Annotated in this window: 8 protein-coding genes and 3 pseudogenes; 7 read left to right on the top strand and 4 right to left on the bottom strand. The window is 50.6% G+C overall.

The window, feature by feature from the left end; translation table 11 throughout:
- Positions 1 to 158: 158 nt before the first annotated feature.
- Positions 159 to 1,142: a quinone oxidoreductase gene (locus C1P89_RS17390; protein WP_000235516.1), complete on the bottom strand. Its 984-nt coding sequence runs from the start codon at positions 1,140 to 1,142 to the stop codon at positions 159 to 161.
- An 82-nt stretch (positions 1,143 to 1,224) separates the two neighbouring features.
- On the opposite strand from C1P89_RS17390, the gene dnaB reads away from it, so the two are divergent.
- The 3 genes from dnaB to tyrB all read left to right on the top strand — a co-directional run bounded on the left by dnaB (position 1,225) and on the right by tyrB (position 5,218).
- A complete protein-coding gene (gene dnaB, locus C1P89_RS17385) occupies positions 1,225 to 2,640 on the top strand; it encodes a replicative DNA helicase (protein WP_000918363.1) in 1,416 nt (471 codons plus the stop codon).
- Positions 2,641 to 2,692: 52 nt separating this feature from the next.
- On the top strand, positions 2,693 to 3,772 hold the full coding sequence (gene alr, locus C1P89_RS17380) for an alanine racemase (RefSeq protein ID WP_001147324.1): 1,080 nt from the start codon (positions 2,693 to 2,695) through the stop codon (positions 3,770 to 3,772).
- Positions 3,773 to 4,024: 252 nt separating this feature from the next.
- Entirely contained in the window at positions 4,025 to 5,218 is a 1,194-nt protein-coding gene (gene tyrB / locus C1P89_RS17375) for an aromatic amino acid transaminase (RefSeq protein WP_000486974.1), read from the top strand.
- A gap of 503 nt (positions 5,219 to 5,721) precedes the next feature.
- Here tyrB and C1P89_RS17370 read toward each other — a convergent pair.
- A pseudogene (locus tag C1P89_RS17370) lies at positions 5,722 to 5,962 on the bottom strand (hypothetical protein).
- 401 nt (positions 5,963 to 6,363) lie between these two features.
- Between C1P89_RS17370 and aphA the strand changes: the two are divergent.
- From aphA to C1P89_RS17355, 3 genes and pseudogenes are all read left to right on the top strand, one after another.
- Positions 6,364 to 7,078: pseudogene (aphA, locus tag C1P89_RS17365) on the top strand (acid phosphatase AphA).
- A gap of 110 nt (positions 7,079 to 7,188) precedes the next feature.
- The gene (locus tag C1P89_RS17360; protein WP_000270372.1) at positions 7,189 to 7,605 is read left to right on the top strand and encodes a secondary thiamine-phosphate synthase enzyme YjbQ; all 417 of its coding nucleotides are present in this window, start codon (positions 7,189 to 7,191) and stop codon (positions 7,603 to 7,605) included.
- 3 nt (positions 7,606 to 7,608) lie between these two features.
- Positions 7,609 to 7,965 carry an MmcQ/YjbR family DNA-binding protein gene (locus tag C1P89_RS17355; RefSeq protein ID WP_000155657.1) on the top strand — a complete coding sequence of 119 codons (357 nt, stop codon included), beginning with the start codon at positions 7,609 to 7,611 and terminating at the stop codon, positions 7,963 to 7,965.
- 34 nt (positions 7,966 to 7,999) lie between these two features.
- On the opposite strand, the gene uvrA is transcribed toward C1P89_RS17355, so the two are convergent.
- A complete protein-coding gene (gene uvrA, locus C1P89_RS17350) occupies positions 8,000 to 10,822 on the bottom strand; it encodes an excinuclease ABC subunit UvrA (RefSeq protein ID WP_000357740.1) in 2,823 nt (940 codons plus the stop codon).
- 253 nt (positions 10,823 to 11,075) lie between these two features.
- Between uvrA and ssb1 the strand changes: the two genes are divergently transcribed.
- Entirely contained in the window at positions 11,076 to 11,612 is a 537-nt protein-coding gene (gene ssb1 / locus C1P89_RS17345) for a single-stranded DNA-binding protein SSB1 (protein WP_000168305.1), read from the top strand.
- Between the two features lie 98 nt (positions 11,613 to 11,710).
- Here ssb1 and C1P89_RS17340 read toward each other — a convergent pair.
- Positions 11,711 to 11,991 (bottom strand): annotated as a pseudogene (locus C1P89_RS17340) (YjcB family protein).
- Positions 11,992 to 12,253 lie beyond the last annotated feature (262 nt).

Raw genomic sequence — 12,253 nt, 5'->3', positions numbered from 1 at the left:
TGCGGATGATCACAACCTAAGGTTTTATCCTTAGAACAAAATAGGAATTGATAATCAAATCTGTCACTATTGCGCCTCTAACAGATTCATCGTGCTGTACCCTACATACAGCCGAACTATAAAAAGAAAGGGCTTCCCAGGTGGAAGCCCTATTTCTTTTATGGAATCAACAGGCTGGAACCTTGCGTCGCCCGGCTTTCCAGAATCTCATGCGCACGCTGCGCATCCTTCAGCGGATATTTCTGCTGCTCGGCGACATCGACCTTAATCACACCGCTGGCAATCAAAGAGAACAGTTCATTACTGGCCTCGGTTAATTCCTCCCGCGTGGTGATATAGCCTTGCAGGGAAGGGCGTGTCACATACAACGAGCCTTTTTGATTGAGAATGCCTAAGTTCACACCGGTAACCGCACCTGATGAGTTGCCAAAACTGACCATTAAGCCGCGGCGTTGCAGGCAATCCAGCGACCGTTCCCAGGTGTCTCTGCCCACGGAATCGTACACCACGCGCACTTTCTTACCGCCGGTGATCTCTTTTAACCGCTCGACCAGATCCTCTTCACGATAGTTAATAACCTGCCACGCGCCCGCTTTTAGCGCGCTCTGCGCTTTTTGCGCGGTTCCTACGGTGCCGATAAGTTTCGCGCCCAGGGCTTTTGCCCACTGGCAGGCAATTAAGCCAACGCCGCCAGCCGCTGCGTGGAACAGGAACTGTTCATCGGGTTTAATTTCATAGGTTTTGCGCAGCAGATAATAAACCGTTAAGCCTTTCAGGAAGGATGCCGCAGCTTGCTCAAAAGAAATTGCCGCAGGCAGAATCGCCGCTTTATCCGCATTAATGTTATGCACAGAGCTGTAAGCGCCTAACGCCGACTGCGCATAGACTACACGATCGCCTGCCTTAATATGCTTTACACCACTGCCGACTTTACTCACGATGCCTGCCGCTTCGGTACCTAATCCGCTGGGTAGTGATGGCGGCGGGTAAAGGCCGCTGCGGATATACGTGTCGATAAAATTGATGCCGATGGCTTTATTTTCGACCTGGATTTCATTCTCTGCCGGATCGGCAGGAGTGAACTCTACGGCTTGAAGTACTTCCGGGCCACCGTGCTTGTGAAATTCAATTCGTGTTGCCATGTGTCCTCCAGAACGTATCGTCAGGGTCTGCTTCATATGGTAAAGTTTCGACCCATTCTTTATCTCGGTAACTCCATTCACTATGGCAGGAAATAAACCCTTCAACAAACAGCAGGCTGAACCCCGCGAACGCGATCCACAAGTTGCCGGGCTGAAAGTGCCTCCGCACTCGATCGAAGCGGAGCAGTCGGTGTTGGGCGGTTTAATGCTGGATAACGAACGCTGGGACGATGTAGCCGAGCGTGTGGTGGCAGACGATTTTTACACCCGCCCACACCGCCATATCTTTACTGAAATGGCGCGTTTGCAGGAAAGCGGTAGTCCTATCGATCTGATTACCCTTGCGGAATCGCTGGAACGCCAGGGGCAACTCGATAGCGTCGGTGGTTTTGCTTATCTGGCAGAGCTGTCAAAAAATACGCCAAGTGCGGCGAACATCAGTGCTTATGCTGACATCGTGCGTGAACGTGCCGTTGTCCGTGAGATGATCTCGGTTGCGAATGAGATTGCTGAAGCCGGTTTTGATCCGCAGGGGCGTACCAGCGAAGATCTGCTGGACCTTGCTGAATCCCGCGTCTTTAAAATTGCCGAAAGTCGTGCAAACAAAGACGAAGGGCCGAAGAACATCGCCGATGTGCTCGACGCAACCGTGGCGCGTATTGAGCAGTTGTTTCAGCAGCCACACGATGGCGTTACCGGAGTAAACACCGGTTATGACGATCTCAACAAAAAAACCGCTGGCTTGCAGCCGTCGGATTTGATCATCGTCGCCGCGCGTCCGTCGATGGGTAAAACAACATTTGCGATGAACCTCGTCGAAAACGCGGCGATGTTGCAGGATAAACCAGTACTTATCTTCTCGCTGGAGATGCCTTCAGAACAGATTATGATGCGTTCTCTGGCGTCGCTGTCGCGCGTTGACCAGACTAAAATCCGTACCGGGCAGCTCGATGATGAAGACTGGGCGCGCATTTCCGGCACCATGGGTATTTTGCTCGAAAAACGCAATATCTATATCGATGACTCCTCCGGCCTGACGCCAACGGAAGTGCGTTCCCGCGCACGCCGTATTGCCCGTGAACACGGCGGCATCGGGCTTATCATGATCGACTACCTGCAACTGATGCGCGTACCGGCGCTTTCCGATAACCGTACGCTGGAAATTGCAGAAATCTCTCGCTCGCTGAAAGCACTGGCGAAAGAACTGAACGTGCCGGTGGTGGCGCTGTCCCAGTTGAACCGTTCTCTGGAACAACGTGCCGACAAACGCCCGGTCAACTCCGACCTGCGTGAATCTGGCTCTATCGAGCAGGATGCGGACTTGATTATGTTTATCTATCGTGATGAGGTGTATCACGAAAACAGTGATTTAAAAGGCATCGCGGAAATTATTATCGGTAAACAACGTAACGGCCCAATCGGGACGGTACGCCTGACCTTTAACGGTCAATGGTCGCGCTTCGACAACTATGCGGGGCCGCAGTACGACGACGAATAATAATTATTTTATGAATTAGGTAATTAAAGCAAACACTTATCAAGGAACACAAATGCAAGCGGCAACTGTTGTGATTAACCGCCGCGCTCTGCGACACAACCTGCAACGTCTTCGTGAACTGGCCCCTGCCAGTAAAATGGTTGCGGTGGTGAAAGCGAACGCTTATGGTCACGGTCTTCTTGAGACCGCGCGAACGCTCCCCGATGCTGACGCCTTTGGCGTAGCCCGTCTCGAAGAAGCTCTGCGACTGCGTGCGGGGGGAATCACCAAACCTGTACTGTTACTCGAAGGCTTTTTTGATGCCAGAGATCTGCCGACGATTTCTGCGCAACATTTTCATACCGCCGTGCATAACGAAGAACAGCTGGCTGCGCTGGAAGAGGCTAGCCTGGACGAGCCGGTTACCGTCTGGATGAAACTCGATACCGGTATGCACCGTCTGGGCGTAAGGCCGGAACAGGCTGAGGCGTTTTATCATCGCCTGACACAGTGCAAAAACGTTCGTCAGCCGGTGAATATCGTCAGCCATTTTGCGCGCGCGGATGAACCAAAATGTGGCGCAACCGAGAAACAACTCGCTATCTTTAATACCTTTTGCGAAGGCAAACCTGGTCAACGTTCCATTGCCGCGTCGGGTGGCATTCTGCTGTGGCCACAATCGCATTTTGACTGGGTGCGCCCGGGCATCATTCTTTATGGCGTCTCGCCGCTGGAAGATCGCTCCATCGGTGCCGATTTTGGCTGTCAGCCAGTGATGTCACTAACCTCCAGCCTGATTGCCGTGCGTGAGCATAAAGCCGGAGAGCCTGTTGGTTATGGTGGAACCTGGGTAAGCGAACGTGATACCCGTCTTGGCGTAGTCGCGATGGGCTATGGCGATGGTTATCCGCGCGCCGCTCCATCCGGTACGCCAGTGCTGGTGAACGGTCGCGAAGTACCGATTGTCGGACGCGTGGCGATGGATATGATCTGCGTAGACTTAGGTCCACAGGCGCAGGACAAAGCCGGGGATCCGGTCATTTTATGGGGCGAAGGTTTGCCCGTAGAACGTATCGCTGAAATGACAAAAGTGAGCGCTTACGAACTTATTACGCGCCTGACTTCAAGGGTCGCGATGAAATACGTGGATTAATCGTTCTGTAATATTTGATTGTCTGTGCCGGATGCGGCGTGAATGCCTTATCCGGCCAATAAAATCCTAAAAATTCAATAAGTTGATGTTCTTTCATGCTCTTATAAAGGTCGTGCCTCTGGCGGATGTTCGTTTGTCATGAGTCTCACTCTGTTGCTAATTGCCGTTCGCTCCTGAACATCCACTCGATCTTCGCCTTCTTCCGGTTTATTGTGTTTTAACCACCTGCCCGTAAACCTGGAGAACCATCGCGTGTTTCAAAAAGTTGACGCCTACGCTGGCGACCCGATTCTTACGCTTATGGAGCGTTTTAAAGAAGACCCTCGCAGCGACAAAGTGAATTTAAGTATCGGTCTGTACTACAACGAAGACGGAATTATTCCACAACTGAAAGCCGTGGCGGAGGCGGAAGCGCGCCTGAATGCGCAGCCCCATGGCGCTTCGCTTTATTTACCGATGGAAGGGCTTAACAGCTATCGCCATGCCATTGCGCCGCTGCTGTTTGGTGCGGACCATCCGGTACTGCAACAACAGCGCGTAGCAACCATTCAAACCCTTGGCGGCTCAGGGGCATTGAAAGTGGGCGCGGATTTCCTGAAACGCTACTTCCCGGAATCAGGCGTCTGGGTCAGCGATCCTACCTGGGAAAACCACGTAGCAATATTCGCCGGGGCTGGATTCGAAGTGAGTACTTACCCCTGGTATGACGAAGCGACTAACAGCGTGCGCTTTAATGACCTGTTGGCGACGCTGAAAACATTACCTGCCCGCAGTATTGTGTTGCTGCATCCATGTTGCCACAACCCAACGGGTGCCGATCTCACTAATGATCAGTGGGATGCGGTGATTGAAATTCTCAAAGCCCGCGAGCTTATCCCATTCCTCGATATTGCCTATCAAGGATTTAGTGCCGGTATGGAAGAGGATGCCTACGCTATTCGCGCCATTGCCAGCGCTGGATTACCCGCTCTGGTGAGCAATTCGTTCTCGAAAATTTTCTCCCTTTACGGCGAGCGCGTCGGCGGACTTTCTGTTCTGTGTGAAGATGCCGAAGCCGCTGGCCGCGTACTGGGGCAATTGAAAGCAACAGTTCGCCGCAACTACTCCAGCCCGCCGAATTTTGGTGCGCAGGTGGTGGCTGCAGTGCTGAATGACGAGGCATTGAAAGCCAGCTGGCTGGCGGAAGTAGAAGAGATGCGTACTCGCATTCTGGCAATGCGTCAGGAATTGGTGAAGGTATTAAGCACAGAGATGCCAGAACGCAATTTCGATTATCTGCTTAATCAGCGCGGCATGTTCAGTTATACCGGTTTAAGTGCCGCTCAGGTTGACCGACTACGTGAAGAATTTGGTGTCTATCTCATCGCCAGCGGTCGCATGTGTGTCGCCGGGTTAAATACGGCAAATGTACAACGTGTGGCAAAGGCGTTTGCTGCGGTGATGTAATGCAGGAAAGCAGGCTGGAGTTACCCAGCCTGCAGTGAAATTAAACTGTCGTCGCTTTCACTATTTCTTTGTAGATGATTTTTTTGATGCCGTTGTTCTACGTGAGAGATAATAAAACGTTGTCAGTTCTTTTATTGTTAAGTTTATCCCAATTATCTGGAATTCCTTTCCCTATTTTTTCGTGTGGAGTAATAATTTCTGCACATCTAACCATTATTAAATTTAATAATAAGTATCGGGTTTGTTACGATAGAATATTTCTATATCCTCAAGAATATACTTTGCCTTATTGCCTGTGACTTTCTGAGATTCAATTATAGTATCGTTAAATTCTAATGTTAAAGAGAACTCTTTTTTTCCGCTTTGTGTAAGTTTAACCTTATATTGATTACCAATATCAAATAAAAAGGTCCTGTAATGAGAATAATCACCTTTAACCTCCTCGGCAAAACAGCAAAGCGTGCAAATATACATAAAGTCTTTCTTACCCCTGATTTTGTTAACTAAATCGATAAATGCGTGAAAAACTTTACTTGCAATAGAACTTGATACTTCTTCTCCAGGTCTACAAAAATCTTTTGCAATTTTTAACTGTGTTTCTATGTATAAAAAGAAATCTTTAGCATAAGAAAAATCTTTGGCATAAGAAAAATCTTTGGCATAAGAGATGTCTTTATTATTTAGTGCATCTAGCTCAACAGGTAAAGATGTCGTTTTGTTGCTATTCACATATGATATATTCATATCATCATCTCCATCGGGAGTAATAAAATTAGTCACCATTGTAGGATAGGGTTCTGGTCAATCAGGAATCATCTTTATAAACTTCGATTGTTTTTGTAATGCTGTATCATTAAGTTCATTAAATCGTACAGCAGATAAATGTTCTTTCAAATTTCGCTCATTTGCAGAGGATTCATCATAATAAACGTAAAATTAATGTATCCTTACATCGAGTAATAAACATTTTTTATACAAAAAAAGACAGGAACGTATTTACTGGGTTAAATATAATCATCCTGCTTTTCATCACAAAAACCGCAGATAATCCTTCCTTTCCCCGGCAGCTGGCGTTATGGTCAGATGGTTTTTGCAACAAATCTCACAATAAAAAGTTTCAACATACTGACTATTTAGGGAAAAATATGCGCAAGATCACACAGGCAATCAGTGCCGTTTGCTTATTGTTCGCTCTAAACAGTTCCGCTGTTGCCCTGGCCTCATCTCCTTCACCGCTTAACCCTGGGACTAACGTTGCCAGGCTTGCTGAACAGGCACCAATTCATTGGGTTTCGGTCGCACAAATTGAAAATAGCCTCGCAGGGCGTCCGCCAATGGCGGTGGGGTTTGATATCGATGACACGGTACTTTTTTCCAGTCCGGGGTTCTGGCGCGGCAAAAAAAACCTTCTCGCCAGAAAGCGAAGATTATCTGAAAAATCCTGTGTTCTGGGAAAAAATGAATAATGGCTGGGATGAATTCAGCATTCCAAAAGAGGTCGCTCGCCAGCTGATTGATATGCATGTACGCCGCGGTGACGCGATCTTCTTTGTGACTGGTCGTAGCCCGACGAAAACAGAAACGGTTTCAAAAACGCTGGCGGATAATTTTCATATTCCTGCCACCAACATGAATCCGGTAATCTTTGCGGGCGATAAACCAGGGCAAAATACAAAATCGCAATGGCTGCAGGATAAAAATATCCGAATTTTTTATGGCGATTCCGATAACGATATTACCGCCGCACGCGATGTCGGCGCTCGTGGTATCCGCATTCTGCGCGCCTCCAACTCTACCTACAAACCCTTGCCACAAGCGGGTGCGTTTGGTGAAGAGGTGATCGTCAATTCAGAATACTGACAGAGCGGGAGAGCGTGATGCTCTCCCGAATGCTGTTTTTTTAATCACACCTTTATCCTTTCGCTGTCTTGCTGCAAACTGATTAAGAGAGTTTTATCAAGGAGCAGCACATGTGGTATCAAAAGACGCTCACGCTTAGCGCCAAATCTCGTGGGTTTCATCTGGTAACGGATGAAATTCTGAATCAGCTGGCTGATATGCCGCGCGTTAACATCGGCTTACTGCATCTGTTGCTGCAACATACCTCCGCCTCTCTGACACTTAATGAGAACTGCGATCCCACCGTACGCCACGACATGGAGCGTTTTTTCCTCCGCACCGTTCCCGACAACGGAAATTATGAGCATGACTATGAGGGAGCAGACGATATGCCTTCTCATATCAAATCCTCAATGCTGGGAACATCGCTTGTATTGCCGTTACATAAAGGGCGTATTCAGACCGGCACCTGGCAAGGCATCTGGCTGGGGGAACATCGCATCCACGGCGGATCGCGTCGCATCATCGCGACACTACAAGGGGAGTAAAAAATGACCATTTCGGAGTTGCTACAATATTGCATGGCAAAACCAGGCGCAGAACAGAGCGTGCATAACGACTGGAAAGCGACGCAGATCAAAGTGGAAGATGTACTGTTTGCGATGGTGAAAGAAGTAGAAAATCGCCCAGCTGTTTCGCTGAAAACCAGCCCGGAGCTGGCGGAGCTGCTACGTCAGCAGCACAGCGATGTGCGTCCTAGCCGCCATCTGAATAAAGCGCACTGGAGCACCGTGTATCTCGACGGTTCGCTGCCGGATTCGCAAATCTATTATCTGGTGGATGCGTCTTATCAGCAGGCAGTGAATTTACTACCGGAAGAAAAGCGTAAATTGCTGGTACAACTCTGAAAGGAAAAGGCCGCTCAGAAAGCGGCCTTAACGATTACAGCATCGGCTTGAGGAAGCGTGCCGTATGCGAAGCTTCGCACTCCGCGACGGTTTCTGGCGTACCGGAGACGAGGATTTCGCCGCCGCCACTGCCGCCTTCTGGTCCCAGGTCGACAATCCAGTCAGCGGTTTTGATCACGTCGAGATTGTGCTCAATCACCACAATGGTATTGCCCTGATCGCGCAGTTTATGCAGCACGTCGAGGAGTTGCTGAATATCGGCGAAGTGCAGACCGGTGGTCGGCTCGTCGAGAATATACAGCGTCTGCCCGGTGCCGCGTTTTGACAGCTCACGCGCCAGCTTCACGCGCTGGGCTTCACCACCAGAAAGTGTGGTTGCGGACTGCCCCAGGCGAATGTACGTCAGACCAACGTCCATCAACGTTTGCAGCTTACGCGCCAGAGCTGGCACCGCATCAAAGAACTCACGCGCCTCTTCGATGGTCATATCCAGCACTTCGTGGATGGTTTTGCCTTTGTACTTAATTTCCAGCGTTTCACGGTTATAGCGTTTACCTTTGCACTGATCGCACGGCACGTAGATATCCGGCAGGAAGTGCATCTCCACTTTGATCACACCGTCGCCCTGACAGGCTTCGCAGCGCCCGCCACGGACGTTAAAGCTGAAACGTCCTGGCGTATAACCACGCGCACGGGATTCCGGTACGCCCGCAAACAGTTCGCGCACAGGTGTAAACACGCCGGTATAGGTCGCCGGGTTAGAACGTGGAGTACGACCAATTGGGCTTTGGTCGATATCGATCACTTTATCGAAATGCTCCAGCCCCTGAATATCGCGATACGGTGCCGGTTCGGCGATGGTCGCACCATTCAACTGGCGTTGGGCAATCGGGAACAGTGTGTCGTTAATCAGCGTCGATTTACCGGAACCTGAAACCCCTGTGATGCAGGTAAACAGACCGACTGGCAGCGTGAGCGTCACGTCCTTCAGGTTGTTGCCGCGTGCACCTGTCAGCTTCAGCACTTTTTCTGGATTCGCCGGAACGCGTTTCTTCGGCACTTCAATCTTGCGTTTACCGCTCATGTACTGCCCGGTCAACGATTCAGGCACCGCCATAATCGCTTCCAGCGGACCTTCTGCGACCACTTCACCGCCGTGAACACCCGCACCAGGACCGATATCGATCACATGGTCAGCGGCGCGAATTGCGTCTTCGTCATGCTCCACCACAATCACGGTATTACCGAGATCGCGCAGATGGATAAGCGTACCCAACAGGCGCTCGTTATCGCGCTGGTGCAGGCCGATAGACGGCTCGTCCAGTACATACATAACGCCAACCAGGCCCGCACCAATCTGGCTCGCCAGACGGATACGCTGGGCTTCACCGCCGGAAAGTGTTTCTGCCGAGCGGGAAAGTGTCAGGTAATTCAGGCCGACGTTAACGAGGAATTTCAGACGATCGCCGATCTCTTTAAGGATTTTTTCTGCAATCTTCGCCCGCTGACCTGCGAGTTTGAGATTGTTGAAGAATTCCATCGCATGACCGATGCTCATGTCGGAGATAGCAGGCAGCGGCGTATTCTCGACATACACGTGGCGCGCTTCCCGACGCAGACGCGTTCCTTCGCAGCTGGCGCATGGGCGATTGCTGATAAACTTGGCTAATTCTTCACGTACCGCACTGGATTCCGTCTCTTTATAACGGCGCTCCATATTGTGCAGCACGCCTTCGAACGGATGACGACGAATGGAGGTATCGCCACGATCGTTCATGTATTTGAATTCAATGTTTTCTTTGCCAGAACCGTACAACACCACTTTATGCACGTTCGCGCTCAGGCTGCCCCACGGCGCTTCGACGTCGAACTTATAGTGATCTGCCAGCGATTTCAGCATCTGGAAATAATAGAAGTTGCGGCGATCCCAGCCACGGATCGCACCGCCAGCCAGTGACAGCTCGGGATTTTGGATCACGCGGTCAGGATCGAAATATTGCTGTACGCCAAGGCCGTCACAGGTCGGGCAGGCACCTGCCGGGTTGTTAAACGAAAACAGTCGCGGCTCCAGTTCACGCATACTGTAGCCGCAAATTGGGCAGGCGAAGTTGGCGGAGAACAGCAGCTCTTCCGCTTTCGGGTCGTCCATATCCGCCACTACCGCTGTACCACCGGAAAGCTCCAGCGCGGTTTCAAACGACTCCGCAAGACGTTGGGTAAGATCGTCACGCACCTTGAAGCGATCAACCACCACTTCAATAGTGTGTTTCTTTTGCAGTTCCAGTTTCGGCGGATCGGAAAGATCGCAGACTTCGCCATCAATACGAGCACGGATGTAACCCTGGCTTGCCAGGTTCTCCAGCGTTTTGGTGTGTTCGCCTTTGCGCTCTTTAATGATTGGCGCGAGCAGCATCAGACGCTTGCCTTCCGGCTGCGACAGCACGTTATCCACCATCTGGCTGACGGTTTGCGCCGCCAGCGGGACGTCGTGGTCCGGACAGCGCGGTTCGCCGACGCGGGCGAACAACAAACGCAAATAGTCGTGGATTTCGGTGATTGTCCCCACCGTAGAACGCGGGTTATGAGACGTCGATTTCTGCTCAATTGAGATGGCAGGAGAAAGCCCCTCAATATGATCGACGTCCGGCTTTTCCATCAGTGACAGAAACTGCCGCGCGTAGGCGGAAAGGGATTCAACGTAACGGCGCTGCCCTTCGGCATATAAGGTGTCGAAAGCGAGCGAGGATTTGCCAGAACCCGAAAGCCCGGTCACGACAATGAGCTTGTCGCGGGGGATAACGAGGTTGATGTTTTTGAGATTATGGGTGCGGGCGCCCCGAACTTCGATCTTATCCATTCACCTTTCCCGGATTAAACGCTTTTTTGCCCGGTGGCATGGTGCTACCGGCGATCACAAACGGTTAATTATGACACAAATTGACCTGAATGAATATACAGTATTGGAATGCATTATCCGGAGTGTTGTGTAACAATGTCTGGCCAGGTTTGTTTCCCGGAACCGAGGTCACAACATAGTAAAAGCGCTATTGGTAATGGTACAATCGCGCGTTTACACTTATTCAGAACGATTTTTTTCAGGAGACACGAACATGGCCAGCAGAGGCGTAAACAAGGTTATTCTCGTTGGTAATCTGGGTCAGGACCCGGAAGTACGCTACATGCCAAATGGTGGCGCAGTTGCCAACATTACGCTGGCTACTTCCGAATCCTGGCGTGATAAAGCGACCGGCGAGATGAAAGAACAGACTGAATGGCACCGCGTTGTGCTGTTCGGCAAACTGGCAGAAGTGGCCAGCGAATATCTGCGTAAAGGTTCTCAGGTTTATATCGAAGGTCAGCTGCGTACCCGTAAATGGACCGATCAATCCGGTCAGGATCGCTACACCACAGAAGTCGTGGTGAACGTTGGCGGCACCATGCAGATGCTGGGTGGTCGTCAGGGTGGTGGCGCTCCGGCAGGTGGTAATATCGGTGGTGGTCAGCCGCAGGGCGGTTGGGGTCAGCCTCAGCAGCCGCAGGGTGGCAATCAGTTCAGCGGCGGCGCGCAGTCTCGCCCGCAGCAGTCCGCTCCGGCAGCGCCGTCTAACGAGCCGCCGATGGACTTTGATGATGACATTCCGTTCTGATTTGTCATTAAAACAATAGGTTATATTGTTTTAAGGTGGATGATTAAAGCATCTGCCAGCCATAAAAAAGAAGCCTCCGTTATGGAGGCTTCTACGTATCAGGTCAAAATCATTGGCCATTGTGGCGGTGTCTGATTCATCTCTTCTATCATCACCGACTCGATGTTGTGCCAGATAGCGGTGATGTCCGCCATTGTGATGCCAAGCAACCCCATTGCGAACCAACAGGCGGAAACAACGCCCAGACCGCTGCTGATCACCGCAAGCCCGACATAATCAGACCGACGAAAACGGATGTTGATGTGCTGGCCAGAAACATCATTACGGCACTAAGAAGCTGCCAGCGAAGAAGAACCACGCCAGTGGTGAGGGTAGCCATCAAACAATTCCTCTGAAAAGAGCCGATGCCCTGGACAGCGCGGCGTTGTTCACGGGAGGCGTGGTACACTCTGGCTATCGCGGGGCTTGCAGAACACAAAAATGAAACACTCTGTTTGTTTCATTAATTTTGTGAGCTATATCACAATTGATTGTTTGTTAGCCATATTAGGCCGTGACTTTTATTGCTGTACAGATTATGTGGTTTTTCAGTGGCATTAAGGGCATATCTTCCCGCCGCCTCTGCATTCCTGTAGGAAATT

Source organism: Shigella sonnei (genome assembly GCF_002950395.1).
Classification (GTDB): domain Bacteria; phylum Pseudomonadota; class Gammaproteobacteria; order Enterobacterales; family Enterobacteriaceae; genus ECMA0423.
The sequence above is the reverse complement of the archived record's forward strand: the minus strand, read 5'-3'. Positions and strand labels throughout refer to the sequence as shown.

Bases quoted from the DNA above. Each gene is read 5' to 3' on its own strand.
- C1P89_RS17390 (WP_000235516.1), bottom strand. From the start codon at position 1,142: ATGGCAACACGAATTGAATTTCACAAGCACGGTGGCCCGGAAGTACTT.
- dnaB (WP_000918363.1), top strand. From the start codon at position 1,225: ATGGCAGGAAATAAACCCTTCAACAAACAGCAGGCTGAACCCCGCGAA.
- alr (WP_001147324.1), top strand. From the start codon at position 2,693: ATGCAAGCGGCAACTGTTGTGATTAACCGCCGCGCTCTGCGACACAAC.
- C1P89_RS17360 (WP_000270372.1), top strand. From the start codon at position 7,189: ATGTGGTATCAAAAGACGCTCACGCTTAGCGCCAAATCTCGTGGGTTT.
- C1P89_RS17355 (WP_000155657.1), top strand. From the start codon at position 7,609: ATGACCATTTCGGAGTTGCTACAATATTGCATGGCAAAACCAGGCGCA.
- uvrA (WP_000357740.1), bottom strand. From the start codon at position 10,822: ATGGATAAGATCGAAGTTCGGGGCGCCCGCACCCATAATCTCAAAAAC.
- ssb1 (WP_000168305.1), top strand. From the start codon at position 11,076: ATGGCCAGCAGAGGCGTAAACAAGGTTATTCTCGTTGGTAATCTGGGT.